The organism is Burkholderia sp. AU45274 (genome assembly GCF_030482505.1).
Classification (GTDB): domain Bacteria; phylum Pseudomonadota; class Gammaproteobacteria; order Burkholderiales; family Burkholderiaceae; genus Burkholderia.
The window spans coordinates 411,598-435,841 of record NZ_JAUJQE010000002.1 but is presented as its reverse complement, the minus strand read 5'-3'; the positions used below and the strand labels follow the sequence as shown (position 1 = coordinate 435,841).

Genomic DNA, 24,244 nt, shown 5'->3' with positions numbered 1-24,244 from the left:
AGGAATTTCAGAATAATGGCCTCCGATCCGATTCCGGCCCCCGACAAGCCGCTCGACCTGCTCGACGTCGCGCTGTTCGTGCGCGCGGCGCTGCTCGCGAACGTCACCGCGGCCGGCCGTGAATTCGGCGTGTCGGCCGCGGTCGCGAGCGCGCGCATCGCGCAACTCGAACGCCAGCTCGGCGCACGGCTGCTGCATCGCACCACGCGCCGCATCAGCCTCACGCAGGACGGTGAAGTCTTCATGGCGCACGCCGACACGCTGCTGTCGGCCGCCGATGCCGCGCGCGCATCGGTCGGCCACGGCCGCTCCGAGCCGTACGGGCGGCTGAAGGTGTCGATGTCGTCGTCGTTCGGTCGCCAGCATGTCGCGCCGGTGATTCCCGCGTTCCTGCGCCGCTATCCGTCCGTGTCGCTCGACCTGCGGCTGTCGGACGAGATCGTCGACCTCGTCGACGACGGCTACGACGTCGCGATCCGCCTCGGCGCGCTGAAGGATTCGACGCTCGTCGCGCGCAAGCTCGCGACGAACCGCCGCGTGCTGTGCTGCTCGCCCGCGTATCTCGCCGCACACGGCACGCCGCGCCATCCGGCCGACCTCGCTCAGCACGAGTGCGTGATCCTCGGCGACCAGCGCGACTGGTCGTTCGCCACGCCGCAAGGCCCGCTCACCGTGCGGGTGGGCGGCCGGCTCGTCGCGAGCAACGGCGAGGCGATCCGCGAAGCGCTCGTCGACGGCTTCGGGATCGCGATCAAGTCGACCTGGGACGTCGGCCCGCTGCTCACGAGCGGCGCGCTCGTCACGGTGCTCGACGACTATCCGTTCGCGGAAGACATCGCGATCTGGGCCGTCTACCCGAGCCGCGCGCACGTTCCGCTGAAGACGCTCGCCTTCATCACGTTCCTGGCCGAGCATTTCGGCGACCCGCCGTACTGGGATCGCGCGGACGGGCCATGACCGCCCCGCCGCGCACGGTTTCGATCCGCCCCCCGCCGCCGCGTGCGGCCAACCGGCTACAATGGCGCGTTCGCCACGCAAGGGCCCGACGCCGGACGGGGCCCGCACCGGCAGGCGGCCGCCCGTTGGCCGCCTACGCATTTCATTCGTTTCCCAACCATCCCGTCATGACCCACAACCTCGTCATCCAGAGTCTTGCGCCGCTGTCGGACACCCATCACAAACCGCTGCTCGCGCTGTCGCGCGGCACCCGCATCGTGCAGACCGACGATCATGCGCTGCGGATCGACAACGCGAACCCGGCGCAACGCCTCGACATCGATGCTTACTGCGGCACGCACGCGCTCGACTTCGCGTTCGTCGAGGCCGGCCTCTCGCTCGGCGATTTCGGGCTCGCCGTGATGGACATGGATTCGACGCTGATCACGATCGAGTGCATCGACGAGATCGCCGATTTCTGCGGGCTGAAAACGCAGGTCGCCGAGATCACCGAAGCGTCGATGCGCGGCGAAATCCGCGACTTCAACGAAAGCCTCACGCGCCGCGTCGCGCTGCTGGCCGGGCTCGACGCGCACGCGCTCGAACGCGTGTACGAGGAACGGCTGCAACTGTCGCCGGGCGCCGAGAAGATGCTCGCCGGCGTGAAGGCCGCCGGCATGAAGACGCTGCTCGTGTCGGGCGGCTTCACGTTCTTCACCGAACGGCTGAAGGCGCGCCTCGGCCTCGACTACGCGCATGCGAACACGCTCGAGATCGTCGACGGCAAGCTGACCGGCAAGGTGCTCGGCGAGATCGTCAACGCCGACGTAAAGGCGCGCCTGCTGCGCGAGACGTGCGCGTCGCTCGGCCTCGAGCCGCGTCGCGCGATCGCGATGGGCGACGGGTCGAACGACCTGAAGATGATGGCCGAAGCCGGGCTGTCGGTCGCGTACCACGCGAAGCCCGTCGTGCGCGATGCGGCGACGGTCGCGTTCGATCACGTCGGCCTCGACGGGCTGCTGCGGCTGTTCTGATCCCGCGGAATCCGAAATGAAAAACGCCGGCGCGATGCAACATCGCGCCGGCGTCTTGTTTTTCTGCCGAACGTTGTCAGCGGGCGATCAGCCCAGCGCAGCCTGCATCGCGCGCTCGATGTCCGCACGCAGGTCGCCCTCGTCTTCCAGGCCGACATAGAAACGTACCAGCGTGCCGCGATGCGCCCAGTCCGGACGCATCGACGCGACGTCGTAAGGCATCGCGAGGCTGCACGCGCCGCCCCAGCTCCAGCCGATCGCGAACAGCTCGAGCGACTCGACGAAGCGGTCGACCTGCTCCGCACTGTAGCGTTCGTCGAACACCACCGAGAACAACCCGCCCGCGCCGGTGAAATCGCGCATGAACGACGCGTGCCCCGGGCAATCGGCGATCTGCGGGTGCAATACCGCCGCGATCTCCGGCCGCGCCTTCAGCCATTGCGCGAGCGCAAGCGCGCTCTTGCTGTGCGCGTCGAAACGCACCTGCATGCTCGGCAGGCTGCGCAGCACGAGCGAGCAATCGTCGACCGACACGCCGACACCGCAGCGCATCCGCGCGAGCTTCAGCTGTGCATGCAGCGCCGCGTTCGCGGTGATCGTCGCCCCCATCAGCACGTCGCTGCCGCCCGACTGGTACTTGGTCAGCGCCTGCACCGAGATGTCGACGCCGTGTTCGAACGGCTTGAATGCGAGCCCGGCCGAAAAGGTGTTGTCGATCGCGGTGACGATGCCGCGCGCCTTCGCGGCCGCCGTGATCGCCTGCACGTCCGGCACTTCCATCGTCACCGAGCCCGGCGCCTCGATCCAGATCAGCCGCGTGTTCGGCTGGATCAGGTCGGCAATGCCGGCGCCGATCAGCGGATCGTAGAAGCGCGCGGTGATGCCGAAATCCTTCGCGAGCCAGTTGCCGAAATCGGCGTTCGGCCCGTACACGTTGTGCGGAATCAGCACGTCGTCGCCGGCTTTCACGATCCCGAAGTAGACGTTCATGATCGCCGCGAGGCCCGACGGCTGCAGCAGCGCATGCGTGCCGCCCTCGATCTCGGCAAGCCGCTGCGCGAGCGCGAGCGACGTCGGCGTCGCATGCAGGCCGTAGCGCCACTGGTTGTCGTTGTGCCAGACGAGCGCACGCATCGTCGCGAGATCGGGAAACACGACCGTCGACGCGCGCGCGACCGGCGGCACGAACGAACGGAAGCCTTCCGGGATCACGTCGTCGGGTTGAACGATGCGGGTTTGCAGTGCGCGCTTGGGAGTGGATGCAGTCATGACGGGAAGCCGGGCACGAGGCCGTTCGGTTGCGGAATATGCAGCTAGATTAGCCAAAATCGGCGCAATTGGCCCGGTACAATGCGCGCCGCACGCACCGAGCCAGCGCGGGTTCAGTCGTCGGTGCGCAGGTTGACGACGCCGCCCACCGTCTCGATTTCCTGCACGCGGCCGTCGCGCACCTGCAGCGCCGCACGCTTGCCCGGCGCGAGACGCAGCACGACGGGCTGCGGATCCGACTCGTCAGAATTCATCCGGTCGGCCTTCAGGGCACCCGTCGCGTCGAAGCGGCCGATCCACACGCCCGTGATGTTCGTGCCGTCGTTCGATTCCTCGATTTCGAGCGTGTCGCCGTCGCGATCGCCCGCGAGCAGCACGACCTCGCCCGTATCGGCGAACTGGTATTCGCCGTGCACGCCTTCCTCGTCCGTCTTCGGGCCGAGATGCACGACGATCGGCCGGTCACCGAGCGTGCCTTCGTAGCGCGGCAGGCGGGCGAACTCGGGATTCGGCTTCAGCGGCCGCGCCATTGCCGGTTCATCCTGCTGCGCGCCCGGCGCGACAGCCTGCGCCGCGACGACGCCCGGCATCACCATGCCCGCCGCCAGCGCGCCCGCGACGACGAGCGCCCGTTGCCATTGCGAATATCGACCCACCGTGTGTTGCTCCTTGCTTCAGATTCGCTCGAAAATCGCGGCGATGCCCATGCACATCGTCACGAGCGCGTTGCCGTGGCCGGCGTGCGCATGCCGCGTCAGCCCTGCATCAGGCGCTCCACCGCATCGCGGTGCGGAATCGGCGCAACCGCGCCGTAGCCCGTCGTCGACAGCGCCGCCGCGGCGTTCGCATAACGCGCCGCCGCGAACGGATCGTCGCCCGCGACGATCCGCGCGACGAACGCACCGCCGAAGCAATCGCCCGCGCCCGTCGCGTCGACGGCTTCGACCGCGAAGCCCGGCACGACGCGCCGCTCGTTCGGCGTCGCCACGTAAGCGCCTTCCTTGCCGAGCTTCAACGCGACGACCTGCGGCCCGTGTTCGAGCATCGCATCGACGATTGCATCACGATCGTTCGCGCCCGTGAGTGCCGTCACGTCGTCCCAGCTGGGCAGGCAGATGTCCGTCTGGCGCAGCGCCTCGCGCATCACCGCGCGAGCCCGCGGCAACGGCCACAGCTTCAGCCGCAGGTTCGTGTCGAAGCTGACCTTCGCGCCGTGGCGGCGCGCGTGGTCGATCCCCGCGAACGCGGCGTCGCACGCGGCCGTGCTGATCGCGAGGCTGATGCCCGACAGGTGCACGGCCTTCGCGGCGGCCAGTGCGTCGAGCGGCAGATCACCTGTTGCATAACGGCTCGCCGCCGAGCCCGCGCGCAGGTAGTCGAACTGGTGACCATCGGCGCCATGCGTGACGAAGTACACGCCGGTCGGCGCCGTGCGGTCGATCCGCACGTACGTCGTGTCGACGCGTTCCGCGCGCCACATGTCGGCCAGCAGGCGGCCGAACGGATCGTCGCCGATCGCCGACACGAAGCCCGTCGATGCGCCCTGGCGCGCGGCGGCGATGCAGAAGTTCGACGTGTCGCCGCCAAAGCCCTGCAGGAATTCAGGCCGGCCCGGCTGCGACTGGTTGAATTCGATCATCGCCTCGCCGAGCGCGAGGATCTCCGGAAATGCGGCGGCCATCGCTTACACCTCGCCCCACAGATCGTGGCCGTCTGCGCCCGTGATCTTCACGGACACGAAATCGCCGACCTTGTAGCGCTTCGATGCCTTCGCCGCCGGCTCGACATAAACGACGCCGTCGATCTCCGGCGCATCCGCCGCCGTGCGACCGATCCCGCCTTCCTCGCTGACTTCGTCGATCAGCACCTTGAGCGTCTTGCCGACCTTGCGCTGGATGCGGTTCGCCGACACTTCCTCGGCAACTTCCATGAAGCGCGCGCGGCGTTCCTCGCGGACTTCATCCGGCAGCGCGCCGTCGAGTTCGTTCGCCGTCGCGCCTTCGACCGGCGAATACGCGAAGCAGCCGACGCGATCGAGTTCCGCTTCGCGGATGAAGTCGAGCAGCGTTTCGAACTGCTCTTCCGTCTCGCCGGGGAAGCCCGCGATGAACGTGCTGCGAATCGTCAGGTCCGGGCAGATCTCGCGCCACTTCTGCACACGCTCGAGCACCTTCTCGGCGTTCGCCGGACGCTTCATGCGCTTCAGCACTTCCGGGTGCGCGTGCTGGAACGGCACGTCGAGGTACGGCAGCACGTGGCCCTTGAACGGGCCTTCGGCCATCAGCGGAATCACTTCGTCGACGCTCGGATACGGATACACGTAATGCAGGCGCACCCATGCGCCGTACTGCGCGGCGAGTTCGCCGAGCGCGGCGACCAGGTCGGTCATGCGCGTCTTGATCGGCTTGCCGTTCCAGAAACCCGTGCGGTACTTCACGTCGACGCCGTACGCGCTCGTGTCCTGCGAGATCACGAGCAGTTCCTTCACGCCCGACTTGAACAGGTTCTCGGCTTCCAGCATCACTTCCGCGACCGGGCGCGACACGAGGTCGCCGCGCATCGACGGGATGATGCAGAACGTGCAGCGGTGGTTGCAGCCTTCGGAGATCTTCAGGTACGCGTAGTGGCGCGGCGTAAGCTTGATGCCGGCCGCGGGCACGAGATCGGTGAACGGGTCATGCGGCTTCGGCAGGTGCGAATGCACGGCCTGCATCACTTCGCCCACCGCGTGCGGGCCGGTGACGGCGAGCACCTTCGGGTGGACTTCCTCGATCAGGTTCGAGCCGCTGGCGCTCGACTTGGCGCCGAGACAGCCGGTGACGATCACCTTGCCGTTCTCGGTCAGCGCTTCACCGATCGCGTCGAGGCTTTCCTGCACGGCTTCGTCGATGAAGCCGCAGGTGTTCACGACGACGAGGTCGGCACCGTCGTAGGTGCCGGAGATTTCATAACCTTCGGCGCGCAGTTGCGTGATGATCTGTTCGGAGTCGACGAGCGCCTTCGGGCACCCGAGGGATACGAACCCTACTTTGGGGGATTGGGACATCTGGAATGTGGGGGCGTGGCAGCAAAAGCGTGAGTTTACAGCCATTTAGGGGTGGCGAGGCAAAACAGGCGATCGGCGGCGGCATCGACCGTCGAATCGGATGCGCGACGCGCCGGCGGGCCGTCATGCGACGGCTGCCCGATGCGTCCCTTTCAATTTGAAATCGCGCTGTCTGTCGCTACGCGTCGACGGCCAAGCCACGCATGGCCGTCGACGAGCGCATCACGGCAGCAATATCCCCGCAACGCGCCCTCGGTCAACACGCATCGAAAAGTATGAAAAACTTCACGCTCGCCGCGCTCGACGCATCGCAGTCAACTGACCGCCGGGCCGGCACCCGATCTTCCGCGTTCATCCTGCCTATACAAAAGGACGCTACATGTCAGTACGACGTTTGATATGCACGTGGCTCTCGCTGTGCCCGTTGATTGCAGGCACGGCGATGGCCCAACCCGTCGAGGTACCGGGCTTTACCCACGTGCGCTCCGTGGGCGGCATCGACGAATACCGTCTGGATGCCAACGGCCTTACCGTGCTTGCCGCGCCCGATTCCGCCGCGACGGTGGTCAGTTTCCAGGTGTTGTACCAGGTGGGTTCACGCAACGAAGCCGCGGGCACGACCGGTGACACTCACCTGCTCGAGCACCTGATGTTCAAGGGCAGCCGGCACTACAACAAGGCGCTCGGCAATTCACTGAACAGCTACATGGAGCGCGTGGGCGCGACCTTCAACGCCACCACGTCGATGGACCGCACCAACTACTTCGGCACGCTCGGGCGCGATGCGCTGGAAGGCTACATCGCGATCGAGGCCGACCGCATGCGCAACCTCCTGCTGCGCCCGGAAGACCTGGCCAGCGAGATGACGGTCGTACGCAACGAGTACGAGCGAGGCGAGAACAGTCCTTTCACCGCCTTGTTCCAGCAGGTCATGGCCACGGCTTACCAGGCGCATCCCTACCACCATCCCACCATCGGCTGGCGTAGCGACATCGAGCATGCGAGCGTGGACAAGCTGCGCCGTTTCTACGACACCTTCTACTGGCCGGACAACGCCACCGTCATCCTGGTCGGCGATTTCCGGCCGGACCAGGCGTTGGGGTGGGTCAGGCAGTATTACGGCGGCATCCCGCGCGCGCCCAAGGCCATTCCCGCTGTCACGACCGAAGAGCCGCCGCAGCAAGGGCCGCGAAGGCTGGTGCTCAAACGCGCGGGCGCAACGGGCAGTCTGATCATCGCCTTCAAGGGGCCGCGCGCGCTCGACCCCGATGCGGCTGCGTTGACCGTACTGGGCCTGGTATTGAGCCAGGGCAAGAGCAGCCGGCTGTATCGCGCACTGGTCGACACCACGGTTGCCACGCAAGCCGGCGCCGGCTTCCATGCGCTGCGCGATCCCGGTCCGTTCGTCGTGACGGTCAGCCTGCCGCCCGACGCGAAACACGAGCAGGCCGAGAAAATCGCCTGGACCGAACTGGAGCGGATCAAGACCGAGGGCGTCACTCGCGAGGATATCCAGCGGGTGCTGGGCCCTTACCGGGCCGATCAGGTCTACCAGCGTGACGGCGTCCGCGCGACGTCCGCCCGATTGGGCCACGCGGTCTCGCTGGGCGACTGGACACGGTTCGTCACCGAGCTTGAAGAACTGGAAAAGGTGACGCCCGCCGATGTGCAGCGCGTCGCCCGCAAGTACCTCGTTGAAAACCAGAGCACCACCGGCTGGTTCGTCCCGGAGAAATCGTAATGAAGCAGGTTCGTTTCAACCCTCTGCGGACGTGGCTCGTGTGGTTCGCCGTGCTATGGCTGCCTGTCGCGGCTCAGGCAGGCATCGCCGAGCGCGTCGTGCGCGCCCAGGCCGGCAGCATCACGCTATTGACCTATTCGATGTCGCCGCAGGAAATGGTCTCCCTGACCGGGGTGATGCCCCTGGGCGATGCCGACACCGCCAGCAAGGCGGCCAATCCCGCCGTGCCGTTGCTGACGGGCATGTTGCTGCAGGAGGGCAGCACCCGTCGCGACAAGGTGGCGATCTCCGCGCTGCTGGAAAGCCTGGGTGCTCAGTTGTCGTTCCAGACCGACGGCGGCTATGTCGGCATACACGGCCAAAGCCTGACCAAGGATTTGCCGACGCTGATCGACCTGATGGCCGAGCAGTTGCGCCTGCCGGCCTTCAAGCCGGAGGAGCTGGCCAAGGCCAAGAGCCGGCTGGAGGCCGCGATCCGTAACGCCGCAGAAAACCCGTCGGCTCGGGCCACCGAGGCGCTGAATCGGTCCATTTACCCCGCTGCCCACCTCAACGCACCGGTGCCGCGCGAACGGATGCTCGACGCGATCGCCGCTGCCACGCTGGACGACATCAAGGCCTTTCATCAAGCCTATTACGGGCCCGCCCACATGACACTGGTCGTGGTCGGCGGCGCGGACCCTCGCCGCCTGCAGTCCATGGTGACCGAAGCCTTCGCGGGCTGGAGCGGGGGCCGGGCACTCGTGCGACAGGGCCCGCCACGCAAAGCAAGCCGGCCCGACACGCAGCGCATCGCCATGGGGGACAAGGAATCCGTCAGCGTGATGCTGGGTCAGGCCATCGACCTGCGCGCCAACGATGCCGACTATCTGCCCCTCAGCGCGGGTGTCAACATCCTGGGCAACGGCTTCACCGGCCGCCTGATGGCAGGGGTCCGCGACAAGGAGGGCCTGACCTATGGCATCCGCGCCGGCCTGTCCGGGCTCTCCCTGATGGACGGCGGATTCGTCATCACCAGCAGCTTCGCCCCGCCCCTGCTGAACAAGGGCGTCGCCAGCACGCGGCGGATTCTGGATGCCTGGTGGAAACAGGGCGTGACCCAAGCGGAACTGGATGCACGCAAGGACGGCATGATCGGCCGCCATCAAGTTGCGATGGAAACCACCGGGCAGATGGCCGCCATGATCGCCCAGACGGTGCTCCAGGACCGCCCGCTGAGTGACCTGGACACTTATCCCGAGCGCGTCCGCGCGTTGACCGTCGAGCAGGTCAACACCGCCATCCGCACGTACCTGGACCCCGACAAGATGACGTTGGTGGAAGCAGGCACGTTTGCGGAGAAATAACCGCAGCCTCGCTTCGTTCCGTGCCCCGCCCGGCTTCGGCCGGGCCGCTGCCATCGCACGATCGTGCGTGCGCCTGCTCTGCGCAGAACGCCACGGGATGCGGCTTCCCGCCGACGGTCGCAATCCGACCGGTTTTGATAATCCGCGCCGTTGCCCAGTCCTCGCTCCGGCTGCAGATCCGTGCACGATGCTGCACATGGACCGCGCCGAAACACGCAGAGGAAACGTGCGCGCCGACCGCGTCGGCTTGATGCGGGATGAGGGGCTATCGGCTTACCGTCAACGCCATGTGCGGCAAGACGCGTGGCAACTTCCCGAACGACGAGGCGGCGATCAAGCTGCTCTGGCTGGCGCTGCGCAACGTGCTGGCCAAAACCGTGCGGTCCACCTTCGACCGGAAATCGGCGAAGTGACGGGGATCCACCCGCACGCGTCGCTTCCCGACAATTCCGCCGGAACCGCCCCGTCGCTATGCGAAAATCGCAGTGTCCACGCTCTTCCCTCTCTTCCATTACCCAACGGGGCTCGCATGACCACCCACATCACGATCGAATTCACCGAACACGCAGCCGAAGCTATTGGCGAGCAAACCAGCACCAGCTTCTCCTACGATCAAGGCGCGCACGTACCGCAACCGGGCGACTTCGTCGAGCTCGAGAACTCGCGCCAGACATTTCTCGTGATCGGCCGCGTGTTTTCGCTCAAGGCCAACTACAGCGCCGTCAAGCTCGTGCTCGACCTTCCTCCGTCGGACGGCGAGCAGGATTTCGATCAGACGCACTGACGGACGACGAGACGCGTGCCCCGTCACGCATCCATGATCGCGTTCGCCGCCAATCGCCCAAGCTGGGGCGCCAGGATCACGCCGGGATGCGCGACAACGGCATAAACGCCTGCAACACCGGGCAAAAATCCGTTGATCGGCACCCCGTCGCTCGTCATCGGCCGCAACGCCAATTTCGCGGAGAGCGGCGTGAGGGTCGGCGGCTCGGCAAACAGCGCCGAAATGTCCGAGGCCGTACGCACAGCAAGCGCTGCAAGCCCACTGTCCCCCTCTTCCGGAGGATCCGCGGCTGACAGCAGGCTCCCCGACGGGCCGACCCGCACTTCAAGATCCTGTCCATAGAGCAAGTGGCTGATGAGACCGGGCTTGGCAGCAAAACGCATCAACACGGCCGGCTCCTCGCGAACCGGCAACGACACACCAAGGCCTGCGGCAATGGCAACCGCGGAAGCCGCATTCGCCAGAACGACGACATCCGCAGGCACATGCCCGTGCACGGTATGCACACCGACAGCGTGCCCATTGCGCGTGTCGACCGCTTCGACTGCACAACCGCACCGGATCTCCGCGCCGGCCGCTTGTGCACCCGCCAGCAACTGATGCGTGAGGTTGATCGGCTCGACCACGAAATCATCCGGTGCCCATGCGATCAACTCTGGAAGCCGTGCAAGACGCGGCTCCATCCGCGCCACCTCCCGACGCCCCAACGCTTCCATGTGCACGCCCGCCGCGCGCTGCTCGTCGATCAGGGCAGCGGTCCGCGCATCCGAGTCCAGCCAGACAAGTGCCCCGCGCGTCGTCACCGGCAACGAACCCAGCTCACGCTCGAGCCTCGCGAACTCCGGGAGCGCTCCGAGCGTGCGCGAGAATCCGGGCGGGTTTTCAGAAGGAAGCGCGCTGCCGGTACCCACCCAGCCGAACGACCAGTGAGTCACGCCGCCCGCGGGCACCGTCTGCTGTTCCAGCAGCGTGACCTGTGCGCCCGATCGCGCAAGATGCCATGCGGTGGATGCACCGACGATGCCACCACCGATCACGACGACGCGCAGCAGGTTGTGTCCCATGAGTGACATTCGAACGTTACGGGGTTCCGACTATACCGTCCGCCCCGCTTCACCGCTGTGCGGTTGCCTGCCGCCCTTTCGCACCCGGCATCGAAGCGCCGCCTGATCGACATCCGCTGCGCACGACGCTCGGGCTCAAAAAACAAAAAGGCCCGCCATGGCGGGCCGTGCTCGTGCGAGGAATGCGTCACCGCGTGTCCGGAAACACCGACGCCTTCAGGCATCGATCGAACCACAATGCATCGTCTCCATCGCCGATCGGTCACATTTCCGCATCGAGTTGCGGCAGCCCGGCTACCGGCGCTGACGCGCGGTTATCGCCTCCGGACGCCCCCGCACGCATCCACGCCGAGTGCGCGCCACCGGTGTCGCACGCACTCCCATGGGCCTGCGCTTCGCAGTACGCAACGGGTCGCACCTTCCCGCCATCGGCCGTGCTCACCGACCGGTACTGATAGACCGCCCCGGTCGCCCAGTCCTCACTCTGGCTGCAGACCCGCGCACGATGCTGCACATGGACCGCGCCGAAACATGCGTAGGAAACGTGCGCGCCAGTCGCATCGTCGGGAATGAAGTCGCAGTTTGCATCGAAACCGGTAAGCGGGCCGCCCGTGTATTTCGCGAGCCACTGGCGCTCGGCCTGCGCACGCGCGATCAGCCCTTTGTTCGATTGATCGGCCAGTACGGCGGTGCGCCGATCGATTGCCTTGCGCACTTCGTCGACGGCGAGCGGACGACCTTCGTAATCGGCGTCGAGACGGTTGTTGCGCGCGCTGATCCAGCGGCGCTGGCTGCGCACCAGCATGTCGCGGATCGCCGTGTCCGGTGCGGCCTTCAGCGCACCCGCGTACGCCGAATTCATCCGCGAGTCGGCTGCGCGCAGGATGGAGTTCGCGCAGATGCGCTTCTCGATCGACTGCACGGCTTTCGCGCAATCCATCGCAAAGGCAGGCACCGCCACGCCAACGCCTAGCATGAACATCGAAGCCAAGCCAGCCAGCCGGCGGGCTGGTGCCACTCGAATCCCACGCATGCTTTCTCTCAGTCGGTTTTTCTTGGTCGCGTTGCCTCGATGCGGCATCGCGCATCATGGCCTGTCGTGCCCGGGCGGCGTCATTGCATTTCGCCGAACGCAGCTTCCACGCCACACCGCGCAGCGCCGCTCATGGTACGCGCGCCTGCACGAACGCGCACCACCAGGCACGACACGTCCCGGTGTTCCTTCGCAAGTGACGGGATCTCGATCGACTGGACAACGGCCACGCACGCCCGAACCCGGCATGCGCATTCGGTGCCGACGGTCATGAACGACCGTCGGCGAGAGGATCCGGCAGGCGGCGGCCGCACATCGTCGCGCCGAATGCACGATCGGCCGACCCGCGCCGCTTCACGGCGCCGACGCCCGACGGGTTGGCCGCCGCGGTCGGTCCGCCGCGAAACCGTTACTTCTTTTCCGGCTCCGACGCGCCCGGCTGCTTGAACGGGAACGTGCTGAACATCGACTTTGCCTGGTTCTGCATCTGCTCCTGCATCTGCACGAACATGTTCTTCGACTGCTCGATGTAGCTGGTCATCATCCCTTGCATCATCGGCGCCTGCATGTTCATGAACTGCGACCAGACTTCCGGATTCATCGCATTGCCTTCGTACAGGTTCTTCGACTGATCCGCGAGCTTGTTCTGGATGTCGATGAACGCCTGGATGTTCTTTTCCAGGTACGTGCCCATCATGCCCTGCATCGCATGCCCGTAGAAACGGATGATCTGCGACAGCATCGACGACGAGAACATCGGCACGCCGCCGCTTTCCTCTTCGAGGATGATCTGCAGGAGGATGCTGCGCGTGAGGTCTTCGTTGGATTTCGCATCGACGACCTTGAAGTCCTCCTGCTCCAGCACGAGTTGCTTCACGTCGGTCAGCGTAATGTACGTGCTTGTCTCGGTATCGTAGAGCCGACGGTTCGGGTACTTCTTGATGAGCCGTTCGGCCGTCTTCTTTGTAGTAGTCATGTAACGCCTTTGAGTGCAGCGTAGCGGAAGTGACGAATCCCCGCCGCCCGAATCCGGGAGGCGGGGGCCTTCGGAAAACGCCCGGCTGCGCGGCCACCCGGCCCGCGCAGCGCGGACGCTCAGCCCATGTGCAGGCCGCCGTTCAGCGAGAAGTCTGCGCCCGTCGCGAAGCCGGAATCGTTCGACGCGAGCCACGCGACGATCGAACCGATTTCCTCCGGCCCGCCGAGACGCCGCACCGGAATCGTCGCGACGATCTTCTCGAGCACGTCCGGGCGGATCGCCTTCACCATGTCGGTGCCGATGTAGCCCGGCGACACGGTGTTGACCGTCACGCCCTTCGTCGCGACTTCCTGTGCGAGCGACATCGTGAAGCCGTGGATGCCGGCCTTCGCGGTCGAGTAGTTGGTCTGGCCGAACTGCCCCTTCTGGCCGTTCACCGACGAAATGTTGATGATCCGGCCCCAGCCGCGTTCGACCATCCCGTCGATCACCTGCTTCGTCACGTTGAACAGGCTCGTCAGGTTGGTGTCGATCACGGCGGTCCAGTCTTCGTGCGTCATCTTGCGAAACACGACGTCGCGCGTGATGCCCGCGTTGTTGACCAGCACGTCGATCTCGCCGACTTCGGCCTTGACCTTGTCGAACGCTTCCTTGGTCGAGTCCCAGTCTCCGACGTTGCCTTCCGACGCGATGAAATCGTACCCGAGCGCCTTCTGCTCCTCGAGCCATTTCACCCGGCGCGGCGAGTTCGGGCCGCAACCTGCGACCACCTTGAAGCCGTCTTTCGACAGGCGCTGGCAGATGCTGGTGCCGATGCCGCCCATCCCGCCCGTTACGTACGCAATTCGCTGAGACATAAATCTCACTCCATTTTTTGGTTTCGAGAGCTGCCGGAGGCCCCCTCTGACTTCACGTGACGCCGGCCGAAGCCGCAATCGGCCGGCACACGAATTCGGTTCGCTTGTGGCGAACGACCGCTGACGGACTGCCGGTTACGGAGGGCCGCTTACGGACGCTCGACCGCGAGCGCGACACCCATCCCGCCGCCGATGCACAGCGACGCCAGCCCGCGCTTCGCATCGCGCTTGGCCATCTCGTGCAGCAGCGTCACCAGGATCCGGCAACCCGACGCGCCGATCGGGTGGCCGATCGCGATCGCTCCGCCGTTCACGTTCACCTTCGACGTGTCCCAGCCCATCTGCTTGTGCACCGCCAGCGCCTGCGCCGCGAATGCCTCGTTGATCTCCATCAGGTCCAGGTCGCCCGGCGTCCAGCCCGTGCGCTCCAGGCACCGGCGCGATGCCGGCACCGGGCCCATCCCCATCACGCTCGGATCCACGCCCGCGTTCGCGTACGCCTTGATCCGCGCCAGCGGCGTCAGGCCCAGCGCCGCCGCCTTCTGCGCCGACATCACCAGCACCGCCGCCGCGCCGTCGTTCAGCCCCGACGCGTTCGCCGCCGTCACCGAGCCGTCCTTCGAGAACGCCGGCTTCAGCCCGGCCAGCGATTCCGCCGTCACGCCGTGACGCACGAATTCATCGGTGGCGAACTGCAGCGGCTCGCCCTTGCGTTGCGGAATCGCCACCGGCACGATCTCGTCGTCGAAGCGGCCGGCCTTCTGCGCGGCTTCCGCCTTGTTCTGCGACAGCGCCGCGAACGCGTCCTGCTCTTCGCGCGTGATCCCGTATTCCTTCGCGACGTTCTCCGCCGTGATGCCCATGTGGTACTGGTTGTACACGTCCCACAGGCCGTCGACGATCATCGTGTCGACCAGCTTCGCGTCCCCCATCCGGAACCCGTCGCGCGAGCCCGGCAGCACGTGCGGCGACGCGCTCATATTCTCCTGGCCGCCCGCGATCACGATCTCCGCATCGCCCGCGACGATCGCGTTCGCGGCCAGCATCACGGCCTTCAGGCCCGAGCCGCACACCTTGTTGATCGTCATCCCCGGCACTGCCGTCGGCAGCCCGGCCTTGATCAGCGACTGCCGTGCCGGGTTCTGCCCGGAACCGGCCGTCAGCACCTGGCCCATGATCACTTCGCTGACCTGCTCGGGCTTCACGCCCGCACGCTCCAGCACCGCGCGGATTACCGTCGCGCCCAGCTCGGGCGCCGCAATCTTCGCAAGCGAGCCGCCGAATTTGCCGACCGCGGTCCGCGCGGCCGATACGATCACTACGTCCGTCATTTCCCTTTCCTCCAGGCCCGCACGACACGGCGCATCGCTACCGGCCCTGTTAAAAAAACTGCGGTGCGCCGAACAGCCTGCGCCGCTGTCCGGTTTTCGTCAATCGCGCTGCAATACGTAGCGGCCCGGCGCCGGCTCGATCACCGGGAACTGCGCGGTACCGGGCTGGGTGGGCGGCTCCACCTTGCGGCCGCCGTACTGGTCGAGCCATTCGACCCAGGTCGTCCACCAGCTTCCCGGGTGCTCGGTTGCACCGGCGAACCAGTCGTCCGCCGATTCGGGCAGGTCGCTGTCGTTGACCCAGTAGCTGCGCTTCTTCTTCGCCGGCGGATTGATCACGCCCGCGATGTGCCCCGACGCGCCGAGCACGAACTTCAGCGGGCCCGACAGGATCGACGTCGACGCATAGGCCGTCTGCCACGGCACGATGTGATCCTCGCGCGAACCGTAGATGAAGGTCGGCACGTCGATCAGCGTCAGGTCCACCGACTCGCCGCACACGGTCAGCGCGCCCGGTTCGCGCAGCTTGTTCTCGAGATAGGTATTGCGCAGGTACCACGCGTACATCGGCCCCGGCAGGCTCGTCGAATCGCTGTTCCAGTACAGCAGGTCGAATGGCGCCGGCGTGCGGCCCTTCAGGTAGTTGTCGACGACGTAGTTCCACACGAGGTCGTTCGGCCGCAGGAACGAGAACGTGTTCGCGAATTCGACGCCGCGCATCAGCCCCGGCTGCGTACCGTTCTTGCCGCCGATGGTCTGCTCGCGCATCTGCACGTGCGCCTCGTCGACGAACACGTCGAGAATGCCGGTGTCGGTGAAGTCGAGCATCGCGGTGAGCAGCGTCATCGACGCGGCCGGATGTTCGCCGCGCGCGGCAAGCACCGCGAGCGCGGTCGCGAGCATCGTGCCGCCGACGCAGAAGCCGAGCGTGTTGATCTGCTCGCGGCCGCTGACCTGCTGCACGGCGTCGATCGCCGCGAGCAGCCCCTCGTTCATGTAGTCGTCCCACGTCTTGTGCGCGACCGATGCGTCCGCGTTGCGCCACGACACGAGGAACACCTGATGGCCACTCGACAGCGCATGCGCGACGAGCGAATTCTCGGGCTGCAGGTCGAGGATGTAGAACTTGTTGATGCAAGGCGGCACGATCAGCAGCGGCCGCTCGAACACCTTGTCCGTCTTCGGCGTGTACTGGATCAGCTGGATCAGGTCGTTCTCGTAGACGACCGCACCTTCGGTACACCCGAGGTTCTTGCCGACCACGAACTGCGATTCGTCGGTCTGCGAAATCTTGCCGCGCTGCATGTCGCCGAGCAGGTTCATCATCCCTTGCCGCAGGCTTTCGCCCTGCGTTTCGAGGATCGATTTCTGTGCGTCGGGATTGAGTGCGAGGAAGTTGCTCGGCGCGGCCGCGGCCGTCCACTGCTGGACCGTGAAACGAATGCGCTCGCGCGTCTTCGGATCGGTCTGCAGCGCGTCGGCCAGTTCCTGCAGATAGCGCGCATTGAGCAGATACCAGGCCGCCGCGAACGCATGCGCCGGCGACGCCTTCCACGCATCGCCGCTGAAACGGCGGTCCTTCAGCTCGGGCGACTCGAGCTTCGCCGCAGCAGCCTGCTGCATCAGCGCCATGCAGTCACGCGCGTAGTCGGCCTGCAGCGCCTGCAGCCGCTCGGGCGGAATCGCGGCGGCCGGCAGCTTCAACCCGGCGAACGGCGACGCCATCGCGCCGAAATCGGGCATCGACGGCATCTGGAACGGGAACGATGTCGGAAACTGGAATGTCGCGAACGGATTCACGGTGGCCGACGCAGTCGCGGCGCGTGCCGGATCTGCAAAACCGCGCCACGCGTTCAACCACGACTCGAACATCTGCTGCATCGGCTGGGCGGCCGGATCGAAACCAATGCTGCCCGGGGAAGTGCCCGCCTGAGCGGACGTCGACGATTTTTTCGATGCTGTCATTACCTGCCTTACCGGTGATTCGTGAGCGTCTATCGTGAAATCCTGCTCGCGCGCGGCGTGCCGGCTGCGAGCCGGGCCGTCATGCTCTGGAGAGGCGTCTCCAGATTCTGCCGCAGTGCGGTATTTTTATCATTATCGTTTTCCCCATGTGAAGCGCCATGTCAAACCGCTGAACATTTCCGTACGGAGATAATCCTCGCACAACAGACGGGACAAGGGTTCCGGCGAAACATAAAACATTTTGGTTGACTTGACTTCGGGATTTTTCATTCACTCGCGCATCCAGTGCGGCATAGCGGCCGAAATATCGAGATAACCCGATTTTGCGGCGCACCAAAATCCACGCGCATGCGCATTCCGTTAATCGGCCAGCCAGATCGCTGCTGCCATGCGGCCCGTCACGCGATCGCGCCGGTACGAATAGAAGCGCGCCTGCTCGGTGACCGTGCAGGCCGTCCCACCGCTCACGTGCGCAACGCCCGCACGCGCGAGACGCAGGCGCGCGAGCGCATAGAGATCGGCGAGAAACTTGCCGGGCGCGCCATCGATCGCGACGAACGCAAGCCGGGTTTCATCATGCTCCGACTGCGGGGCCGTGTCGAGAAACGCGTCACGCACGTCGGCGCCGACCTCGAACGCCCGCGGGCCGATCGCCGGCCCGAGGTATGCATGCAGCGCGTCCGTCGCACCGCCCGCGAGTGCCGCGACACGCGTCGCGGTCTGCTCGACGATGCCGGCCGCCAGCCCGCGCCAGCCCGCATGGGCTGCGCCGACGGCACGGCCCTGCGTGTCGCACAGCAGCACGGGCAGGCAATCCGCGACCATCACGACGCAGACGGCACCCGCCCGGTCGGTGACGCTCGCGTCGGCCTGCACCGGCGCCGTCGCCATCGGCGCCGCCGCGATCACCTCGTCCGCACGCACGATCTGCGCGCCGTGAACCTGCTCGAGCCACGCAGCGCTCGACTGGCCTGCCAGCGCCAGCAAGCGTGCGCGATTCCCTGCCACATGGGCCGGGTCGTCACCGGTATGCAGGCCGAGATTCATCCCGCCCGGCAGCGCGTCGCCGCGCTGCCAGCGCCCGTACGGGCCTTCGCTCACGCCGCCGTCACGCGTCGTGATCAGCGCGCGCACGCGCGGCGACACCTGCCAGTCGGGCTGCACGCAGTCCTGCCACGTCAACGGCGCCAGGTTCGTCATCGGCACTCACTCCTCCTCATCGTCCAGGTCCGGCTCGTCATCGTGATACTCGCCGCCGAAATCGTCATCGTCGTAGACACCGTCATCGTCGTCGAATTCCTCGTCGCCCTGCCCGAAGCCGAGCGCCGCGACGAGTGTGTTCATGTCGTCCGGCAGCGGGCAGCGCCATTGCATCGCCTTGCCCGTGACCGGATGCACGAGGCCGAGCCGCCACGCATGCAGCGCCTGTCGCGCGAAGCCGTCCGGCAGCGGCGTGACCGAGCGCTTGCCGCGCGCACGGCCGTACACGGGATCGCCGAGCAGCGGATGCCCGGCGTGCGCGCAGTGCACGCGGATCTGGTGCGTGCGACCGGTCTCGAGATCGCACTGGATCGCCGAAACCGGCTGACGTTGCCACAGGCATGTGTCAACCGTGCGGAAATGCGTGCGCGCGGGCTTGCCCGATGCCCCCGTGACGACGGCCATGCGCGTGCGTTCGCGCGGATCGCGGCCGATCGGCGCGTCGATCGTGCCTTCCTCGGGCATCGTGCCCCACACGAGCGCGAAATAGCGGCGCTTCACCGTGCGCGCCTGCAGCTGGCGCACGAGGTCCGTCTGCGCGGCCAGCGTGCGCGCCACCACCATCAGGCCCGACGTTTCCTTGTCGAGCCGGTGGACGATCCCTGCGCGCGGCAGGCCGGCCGCCGCGTCGCCGTAGCGATGCAGCAGCCCGTTGAGGATCGTGCCGCTCCAGTTGCCGGCGGCCGGATGCACGACGAGGCCGGCCGGCTTGTTGATGACGACGAGCGCGTCGTCCTCGTAGATCACGTCGAGCGGCACCGGCTCCGGCGTAAAGGCAAGCTGCTCGGGGAGCAGGTCGGGCACGAGTTCGATCTTCGCGCCGAGCGGCACCGGCTGGCGGATCTTTGCCGGCGCGCCGTCGACGAGCACGCGCTGCGCCTCGATCCAGCTCTGCAGGCGGCTGCGCGAGAATTCGGGGAACAGTTGGGCGAGCGCCTTGTCGAGGCGTTCGCCCGCGAGCGACATCGGCACTTCGACGACGCGCGGCGCTTCATCGACCGCCGCGGACGGCACGACGGGCGGCTGCATTGCGTCGCCGATCAGATCGTCATCGAGGGAATCCCCCGAGGCGGCGTCGGCGGGCCGATCGCTTGGGCTATAATCTTCGCGATTTGGTGTGCCCGGCTGGGCATTCTGCGAACTTGAACGGGTCATTTAGACTGGGTCACCGAGACTTGAAGCTAGGACATGCGAGCATGATGAATTCGACCAAACGCACGGCCAGAACCGTCGCCGCCCGGGCTGCGGCGGTAGCGGCCGCGGCCCTCATCGCCGGCTGCCACGGCTTGCCGCAGAAGCAGGACGAGACGGCTACCTGGTCGAACAACAAATTATACTCAGAGGCCCAGGACGCACTGTCCGGCGGCGACTGGGGCAAGTGCGCGAAATATTTCGAATCGCTGCAAGGTCGCGATCCGTTCGGCCATTTTGCGCAGCAAGCACAGATCAACGTTGCATACTGCAACTGGAAGGATAACGAAGCGGCCGCCGCCGACCAGGCCGTCGATCGCTTCATCCAGCTCCACCCCGATCATCCGGATATCCCGTACGCGTACTACCTGAAGGGGATGATCCACTTCAACGACGATCTCGGCCTGTTCGGCCGCTTCTCCGGCCAGGACATGAGCGAGCGCGATCCGCAGGCACTGCGCGAATCGTACGATGCGTTCAAGGTCGTCGTCGACCGCTTCCCGAAGAGCAAGTACGCGCCCGACGCCGCCGCGCGGATGCGCTACATCGTCAACGCGCTCGCGTCGCACGAAGTGCACGCGGCCGACTACTACTACCGGCGCGGCGCCTACGTCGCGGCCATCAACCGTGCGCAGCTCGCGATCAAGGACTACAAGGGCGCCCCGGCGATCGAGGACGCACTGCACATCATGATCCTGTCGTACGGCAAGCTGAACCAGCCGGAACTCGCCGAGGACACGAAGCGCGTGCTCGCCGGCACGTTCCCCGACAGCCCGTACGTCACGGGCCACTCGCGCCCCGGTACGAAGAAGTCGTGGTGGCAGTTCTGACGCAAGCAGCGTGCAGCACGCGCTGCACGAACAAAAAACCCGGCCATCGAGCCGGGTTTTTTATTGGCGCCGCATTCGGGCGGCGCCGGTGCAATCGCGCGACGATCGCCGCACGCAACGTCACGTGCGCTTTGCCGAACGGTGCTCGTCGAAGAAGTCCTGGACGACCGCGATCTCGCGGGTCCGCTTGAACGGCGGCAGGCTCTGCCAGATCCGGCGCCCGTAGGGCTTGTCGACGAGCCGCGTGTCGCAGATCATCAGCACGCCGCGATCCGTCTCCGCGCGAATCAGCCGGCCCGCGCCCTGCTTCAGCGTGATCACGGCCTGCGGCAACTGGTGCACGGCGAACGGGCTCAGCCCCTTCTTCGTCAGCGCGTCGAGCCGCGCGGCCAGCACCGGATCGTCCGGCGGCGCGAACGGCAGCTTGTCGATCACGACGAGCGACAGCGCGTCACCGCGCACGTCGACGCCTTCCCAGAAACTCTGGCTGCCGACCAGGATCGCGTTGCCATACGCACGGAAACGGTCGAGCAGTTCGGTGCGGCTTGCATCGCCCTGCACGAGCAGCGGCATGTTCCAGCCGCGCGATTCGATCACGTCGCGCAGCTTCGACGCGATCCGGTCAACCGCGCGCAGCGTCGTGCACAGCATGAACACGCCGCCACCGGACGCCTCGATCGCCGGCAGCGCGGCGTCGAAGACGGCATCGGTAAACGCCGGCGAAGACGGTTGCGGCAGGTTGCGCGGCACGTACAGCAACCCTTGCGACTGGTAGTCGAACGGGCTCGCGAGCGTCATCGAGCGACGCGAGCTGAGGCCCATTTGTGCCGCATAGTGCGTGAAGTCACCGCGCACCGACAGCGTGGCCGACGTGAACACCCAGGCACGCGGCACGCCCGCGCGCTGCTTGGCAAAGATCGGCGCGACCGACAGCGGCGTTTCGTGCAGCTGGACCGTATGCGCGAACACTTCGACCCAGCGCACCTTCTCGTTCGGATCGCCGTCGGATGCCGCCTTGTCGCCGGCCGCGGTTGCGTCGGCCTTCGCCGCCGCTTCCGTCGCGCCGGGTGCGACCCAGCCGGCCAGCAGGTCCTGCAGCTCGCGTGCGCGCCGCAGGCACGCGCCGAGCGATTCCGCCCGTTCGGCCTGGCTGGCAAGCGCCGACGCCAGCGCGTCGAGCGCAGCCTCGAGCGCGTCGAGCGCACCGAACATCGGGTGATCGTCGCCGAGCTGGGCGAGCGACATGCGGACGATCTGGTCGTTCGCGAACGCCAGGCGCAAGTCGCGCGCCGCGCGCTCGAGATCGCCGCCGAGCTTCACCCACTCGACCGCGTCGCGTGCATGGCTCAGGCCTTCCGCCACCGTGTCGCGGGCGAGCTCGAGGATCTGCGTCGTCGACAGCGTTTCGCCGAAGAACAGCGTCGCCGTTTCCGGCAACTGGTGCGCTTCGTCGAAGATGACCGTGTTCGCGTTCGGCAGCAGCTCGGCCATCCCCGTATCGCGCAGCATGATGTCCGCGAAGAACAGGTGGTGGTTGACGACGACGACGTCGGCCTGCTGCGCCTCGCGCCGCGCCTGCATCACGAAGCAATCCTTGTAATGCGGGCATTCCTGGCCGAGGCAGTTGTCGCGCGTCGACGTGACCATCGACCACACGGGCGCCGTTTCCGGCACGCTCGCGAGCTCGGCCTTGTCGCCGCTCTTCGTGATCTTCGCGAAGCGGACGATTTCCTGCAGATACGCCGTATCCTGCCGCGACGGCAACCGGCCGTTGTCGGCCGTGCGTTGCAGGTAGTAGTGGCACAGGTAGTTGGCCCGGCCCTTCAGCATCGCGACCGACACCGGCACCGCCAGCGCGTTGCGCACGGTCGGGATGTCGCGCGCGAACAATTGGTCCTGCAGGTGTTTCGTGCCGGTCGACACGATCACCTTGCCGCCCCACAGCATCGCAGGCACGAGGTACGCATAGGTCTTGCCGGTACCCGTGCCGGCCTCGACGATCAGCGTGTTGTCGCCGGCATCGCCGTCGACTTCGGCTGCCGCGGCGGCGTCCGCGCCCGTTTCGGCCGCCTTGCCGCCGTCGCCGAGGCGACGTGCCGGCCGCTTGCGGGTTTCGAAGATCTCGGGTTCGGGCATCCGGCGCGCGGACGCTTCCATCGCGGACGCGACGGCGCGCGCCATCTCGATCTGCGACTGTCGCGGCCGGTAGCCGTCGAGCGCACGCGCCAGCAATCCGCCTTCGCCGAAGATCGTGTCGAGTTCGTCGACGCGCTTGCGGCTGAGCTCAAAGGTGCCTTCGGGCGCACGAGCGCGCCCGGCGGGCGACACGTCGCGCCGGGCATCGGGGGTGGCTTCAAGCGGTGAATTCAAGGCAAGCGTTCCTGTGTCCAGCGCCCGGGCGGCGCCGGCGCTTGCCAGGCCGCGCTCAGGCGCGCTTATCCGGTTCCAGCTGCGATTGCAGCAAAATGATTTTGTCCTTGGCCGCCAGCTTTTCCTTCTTCAGCCGGTGCAGCGTGATGTCGTCGATGTCGGAGTGCCCTTCCTTCAGCTCGATCTCCCGAGCGAGCTGCTGGTGCTGCTCCTGCAATGCAGCCAAACGGTTGTGCAATTCCTGCTGCTGTTCCGTGTGACGGTTTTGCATACTTGCCTCCTCATCGAAGCAGCGCGCCGACTGGCGTGCCGGCGCGCCCGAGACTGATCTCGATCAATCCAACACGTTACTGCCCCTGCTGTTGCTTCTGCTGCGCCTTCTCGGCCGCTTCCTTCTGACGCTGCTCGACATCGGCCTTGTGCTGCACGGCTTCCTTCTGCTTCTGCTCGTAGCGCGCGGCGTTGTCCGCCCGCTCCTGCGCCTTCTGCGCGGCCTGCTGGTGCGCCTGGTCGAGCTTGCGCTGGAAGTCGCCCTGCTTCTGGTCGTATGCCTGCTTGTTCGCCGCGCGCTGCGGCCCTTCCGCGCCACGCTGCGCCTGCTTCAGCGCATTCTGCTCCTGCTTGTCGCGGAACGCAGCCTCGTTTGCCGCATCGTTCGCCGCGCGCTGCGGTGCTTCCGCCGCGTTCTGCGCCGCCTTCAGCGCCTGCTGCTGGTCGCGCTGCTGCGCACGCACCGCCCGCTGCTCGTCGTTGAGTGCGAGCTGCTCCTGGCGGATGCTCGCCCGCTCGTCGCGCATCTTTTCACGCGCCTTGCCGAGACAGTGATTGACGAAGAACTTGCTGTAGCAATCGTGCTCGGCCACCGCATAACGATAATCGTTTTCTGCGGAGCGTTGATTGAGCACTTTTTGACGGGCGTCGAAATCCGGTGCGGCCGTGGCCGTCACGGGCGCCGCCGCGGCGGCGGCCGGCGCGGTTGCGTCCGAAGCTTGCGCGAACGCGCTGGAAAGCCCGGCAGACAAAGCCGCGGCGAGCGCTGCGCCGAGCGCGACGAGAGAAATTCGGGAAGTTGGCAACGTCGTAGGAAAGCTGCGGGACATGTATCAAATTCTATCACCCCCGGCTGGGCGCTCCGCCATTTATGGCAAAATGCCCCGCTTCACTCACCCGCGGCATCCGGCCCGTCGGGCCCGCCACGCAGCCCGTCG

General features: G+C 66.5%; 22 protein-coding genes. 7 read left to right on the top strand and 15 right to left on the bottom strand.

Going from position 1 to position 24,244, the window contains the following annotated elements; translation table 11 throughout:
- Positions 1 to 15 precede the first annotated feature (15 nt).
- Both QZM35_RS10805 and serB read left to right on the top strand, forming a co-directional pair.
- A complete protein-coding gene (locus tag QZM35_RS10805; RefSeq protein WP_089425541.1) occupies positions 16 to 957 on the top strand; it encodes a LysR family transcriptional regulator in 942 nt (313 codons plus the stop codon).
- A gap of 167 nt (positions 958 to 1,124) precedes the next feature.
- On the top strand, positions 1,125 to 1,970 hold the full coding sequence (gene serB, locus QZM35_RS10800) for a phosphoserine phosphatase SerB (protein ID WP_089425542.1): 846 nt from the start codon (positions 1,125 to 1,127) through the stop codon (positions 1,968 to 1,970).
- 87 nt (positions 1,971 to 2,057) lie between these two features.
- On the opposite strand, the gene QZM35_RS10795 is transcribed toward serB, so the two are convergent.
- From QZM35_RS10795 to rimO, 4 genes are all read right to left on the bottom strand, one after another.
- Complete coding sequence (locus QZM35_RS10795; protein WP_069248082.1) at positions 2,058 to 3,239, bottom strand: cystathionine beta-lyase; 1,182 nt, start codon at positions 3,237 to 3,239, stop codon at positions 2,058 to 2,060.
- A 113-nt stretch (positions 3,240 to 3,352) separates the two neighbouring features.
- Positions 3,353 to 3,895 carry a hypothetical protein gene (locus tag QZM35_RS10790; protein WP_089425543.1) on the bottom strand — a complete coding sequence of 181 codons (543 nt, stop codon included), beginning with the start codon at positions 3,893 to 3,895 and terminating at the stop codon, positions 3,353 to 3,355.
- A 98-nt stretch (positions 3,896 to 3,993) separates the two neighbouring features.
- Positions 3,994 to 4,920, bottom strand: coding sequence for a sugar kinase (locus QZM35_RS10785; RefSeq protein WP_089425544.1), 927 nt, complete (start codon positions 4,918 to 4,920; stop codon positions 3,994 to 3,996).
- Positions 4,921 to 4,923: 3 nt separating this feature from the next.
- Positions 4,924 to 6,285, bottom strand: coding sequence for a 30S ribosomal protein S12 methylthiotransferase RimO (rimO, locus tag QZM35_RS10780; protein WP_027787268.1), 1,362 nt, complete (start codon positions 6,283 to 6,285; stop codon positions 4,924 to 4,926).
- A 442-nt stretch (positions 6,286 to 6,727) separates the two neighbouring features.
- Between rimO and QZM35_RS10775 the strand changes: the two genes are divergently transcribed.
- The 4 genes from QZM35_RS10775 to QZM35_RS10760 all read left to right on the top strand — a co-directional run bounded on the left by QZM35_RS10775 (position 6,728) and on the right by QZM35_RS10760 (position 10,156).
- Positions 6,728 to 8,026 carry a pitrilysin family protein gene (locus QZM35_RS10775; RefSeq protein ID WP_256976620.1) on the top strand — a complete coding sequence of 433 codons (1,299 nt, stop codon included), beginning with the start codon at positions 6,728 to 6,730 and terminating at the stop codon, positions 8,024 to 8,026.
- Positions 8,026 to 9,372, top strand: a complete 1,347-nt coding sequence (locus tag QZM35_RS10770) for a pitrilysin family protein (RefSeq protein WP_089425546.1) — start codon at positions 8,026 to 8,028, stop codon at positions 9,370 to 9,372. The genes QZM35_RS10775 and QZM35_RS10770 overlap by 1 nt, the downstream gene beginning before the upstream one ends.
- Positions 9,373 to 9,629: 257 nt before the next feature.
- The gene (locus QZM35_RS10765) at positions 9,630 to 9,785 is read left to right on the top strand and encodes a hypothetical protein (RefSeq protein ID WP_174972608.1); all 156 of its coding nucleotides are present in this window, start codon (positions 9,630 to 9,632) and stop codon (positions 9,783 to 9,785) included.
- A gap of 116 nt (positions 9,786 to 9,901) precedes the next feature.
- Positions 9,902 to 10,156: a hypothetical protein gene (locus QZM35_RS10760; protein ID WP_069248086.1), complete on the top strand. Its 255-nt coding sequence runs from the start codon at positions 9,902 to 9,904 to the stop codon at positions 10,154 to 10,156.
- Positions 10,157 to 10,179: 23 nt separating this feature from the next.
- Here the strand turns inward: QZM35_RS10760 and QZM35_RS10755 are convergent, their stop codons facing one another.
- The 8 genes from QZM35_RS10755 to QZM35_RS10720 all read right to left on the bottom strand — a co-directional run bounded on the left by QZM35_RS10755 (position 10,180) and on the right by QZM35_RS10720 (position 19,800).
- Positions 10,180 to 11,220: an FAD-binding oxidoreductase gene (locus QZM35_RS10755; protein WP_301775888.1), complete on the bottom strand. Its 1,041-nt coding sequence runs from the start codon at positions 11,218 to 11,220 to the stop codon at positions 10,180 to 10,182.
- 262 nt (positions 11,221 to 11,482) lie between these two features.
- The gene (locus tag QZM35_RS10750; protein ID WP_301775887.1) at positions 11,483 to 12,301 is read right to left on the bottom strand and encodes a lysozyme inhibitor LprI family protein; all 819 of its coding nucleotides are present in this window, start codon (positions 12,299 to 12,301) and stop codon (positions 11,483 to 11,485) included.
- Positions 12,302 to 12,662: 361 nt separating this feature from the next.
- Positions 12,663 to 13,229, bottom strand: coding sequence for a polyhydroxyalkanoate synthesis repressor PhaR (phaR, locus tag QZM35_RS10745; protein WP_006485265.1), 567 nt, complete (start codon positions 13,227 to 13,229; stop codon positions 12,663 to 12,665).
- Between the two features lie 119 nt (positions 13,230 to 13,348).
- A complete protein-coding gene (locus QZM35_RS10740) occupies positions 13,349 to 14,089 on the bottom strand; it encodes a 3-ketoacyl-ACP reductase (RefSeq protein WP_027784565.1) in 741 nt (246 codons plus the stop codon).
- 149 nt (positions 14,090 to 14,238) lie between these two features.
- Positions 14,239 to 15,420 (bottom strand): acetyl-CoA C-acetyltransferase, encoded by a 1,182-nt coding sequence (locus QZM35_RS10735; protein WP_301775886.1) that lies wholly within the window; start codon positions 15,418 to 15,420, stop codon positions 14,239 to 14,241.
- A 99-nt stretch (positions 15,421 to 15,519) separates the two neighbouring features.
- Entirely contained in the window at positions 15,520 to 17,385 is a 1,866-nt protein-coding gene (locus QZM35_RS10730; protein WP_301775885.1) for an alpha/beta hydrolase, read from the bottom strand.
- A gap of 360 nt (positions 17,386 to 17,745) precedes the next feature.
- Complete coding sequence (pgeF, locus tag QZM35_RS10725) at positions 17,746 to 18,585, bottom strand: peptidoglycan editing factor PgeF (RefSeq protein ID WP_089425932.1); 840 nt, start codon at positions 18,583 to 18,585, stop codon at positions 17,746 to 17,748.
- Between the two features lie 6 nt (positions 18,586 to 18,591).
- Positions 18,592 to 19,800, bottom strand: a complete 1,209-nt coding sequence (locus tag QZM35_RS10720) for an RluA family pseudouridine synthase (protein ID WP_089431153.1) — start codon at positions 19,798 to 19,800, stop codon at positions 18,592 to 18,594.
- 41 nt (positions 19,801 to 19,841) lie between these two features.
- On the opposite strand from QZM35_RS10720, the gene QZM35_RS10715 reads away from it, so the two are divergent.
- Positions 19,842 to 20,666, top strand: a complete 825-nt coding sequence (locus tag QZM35_RS10715) for an outer membrane protein assembly factor BamD (protein ID WP_046545840.1) — start codon at positions 19,842 to 19,844, stop codon at positions 20,664 to 20,666.
- A 120-nt stretch (positions 20,667 to 20,786) separates the two neighbouring features.
- Here QZM35_RS10715 and QZM35_RS10710 read toward each other — a convergent pair whose 3' ends face one another.
- The 3 genes from QZM35_RS10710 to QZM35_RS10700 form a co-directional block, all read right to left on the bottom strand.
- Positions 20,787 to 23,036 (bottom strand): ATP-dependent DNA helicase, encoded by a 2,250-nt coding sequence (locus QZM35_RS10710; RefSeq protein WP_301775884.1) that lies wholly within the window; start codon positions 23,034 to 23,036, stop codon positions 20,787 to 20,789.
- A 55-nt stretch (positions 23,037 to 23,091) separates the two neighbouring features.
- Positions 23,092 to 23,307, bottom strand: a complete 216-nt coding sequence (locus tag QZM35_RS10705; RefSeq protein ID WP_006478692.1) for a YdcH family protein — start codon at positions 23,305 to 23,307, stop codon at positions 23,092 to 23,094.
- A 76-nt stretch (positions 23,308 to 23,383) separates the two neighbouring features.
- Positions 23,384 to 24,136, bottom strand: a complete 753-nt coding sequence (locus QZM35_RS10700) for a hypothetical protein (protein WP_301775883.1) — start codon at positions 24,134 to 24,136, stop codon at positions 23,384 to 23,386.
- Positions 24,137 to 24,244: the final 108 nt, after the last annotated feature.

Bases quoted from the DNA above. Each gene is read 5' to 3' on its own strand.
- serB (WP_089425542.1), top strand. From the start codon at position 1,125: ATGACCCACAACCTCGTCATCCAGAGTCTTGCGCCGCTGTCGGACACC.
- QZM35_RS10700 (WP_301775883.1), bottom strand. From the start codon at position 24,136: ATGTCCCGCAGCTTTCCTACGACGTTGCCAACTTCCCGAATTTCTCTC.
- QZM35_RS10805 (WP_089425541.1), top strand. From the start codon at position 16: ATGGCCTCCGATCCGATTCCGGCCCCCGACAAGCCGCTCGACCTGCTC.
- phaR (WP_006485265.1), bottom strand. From the start codon at position 13,229: ATGACTACTACAAAGAAGACGGCCGAACGGCTCATCAAGAAGTACCCG.
- QZM35_RS10765 (WP_174972608.1), top strand. From the start codon at position 9,630: ATGAGGGGCTATCGGCTTACCGTCAACGCCATGTGCGGCAAGACGCGT.
- rimO (WP_027787268.1), bottom strand. From the start codon at position 6,285: ATGTCCCAATCCCCCAAAGTAGGGTTCGTATCCCTCGGGTGCCCGAAG.
- pgeF (WP_089425932.1), bottom strand. From the start codon at position 18,585: ATGACGAACCTGGCGCCGTTGACGTGGCAGGACTGCGTGCAGCCCGAC.
- QZM35_RS10750 (WP_301775887.1), bottom strand. From the start codon at position 12,301: ATGCCGCATCGAGGCAACGCGACCAAGAAAAACCGACTGAGAGAAAGC.
- QZM35_RS10770 (WP_089425546.1), top strand. From the start codon at position 8,026: ATGAAGCAGGTTCGTTTCAACCCTCTGCGGACGTGGCTCGTGTGGTTC.
- QZM35_RS10720 (WP_089431153.1), bottom strand. From the start codon at position 19,800: ATGACCCGTTCAAGTTCGCAGAATGCCCAGCCGGGCACACCAAATCGC.
- QZM35_RS10760 (WP_069248086.1), top strand. From the start codon at position 9,902: ATGACCACCCACATCACGATCGAATTCACCGAACACGCAGCCGAAGCT.
- QZM35_RS10795 (WP_069248082.1), bottom strand. From the start codon at position 3,239: ATGACTGCATCCACTCCCAAGCGCGCACTGCAAACCCGCATCGTTCAA.
- QZM35_RS10735 (WP_301775886.1), bottom strand. From the start codon at position 15,420: ATGACGGACGTAGTGATCGTATCGGCCGCGCGGACCGCGGTCGGCAAA.
- QZM35_RS10775 (WP_256976620.1), top strand. From the start codon at position 6,728: ATGGCCCAACCCGTCGAGGTACCGGGCTTTACCCACGTGCGCTCCGTG.
- QZM35_RS10740 (WP_027784565.1), bottom strand. From the start codon at position 14,089: ATGTCTCAGCGAATTGCGTACGTAACGGGCGGGATGGGCGGCATCGGC.
- QZM35_RS10785 (WP_089425544.1), bottom strand. From the start codon at position 4,920: ATGGCCGCCGCATTTCCGGAGATCCTCGCGCTCGGCGAGGCGATGATC.
- QZM35_RS10715 (WP_046545840.1), top strand. From the start codon at position 19,842: ATGATGAATTCGACCAAACGCACGGCCAGAACCGTCGCCGCCCGGGCT.
- QZM35_RS10705 (WP_006478692.1), bottom strand. From the start codon at position 23,307: ATGCAAAACCGTCACACGGAACAGCAGCAGGAATTGCACAACCGTTTG.
- QZM35_RS10755 (WP_301775888.1), bottom strand. From the start codon at position 11,220: ATGGGACACAACCTGCTGCGCGTCGTCGTGATCGGTGGTGGCATCGTC.
- QZM35_RS10730 (WP_301775885.1), bottom strand. From the start codon at position 17,385: ATGACAGCATCGAAAAAATCGTCGACGTCCGCTCAGGCGGGCACTTCC.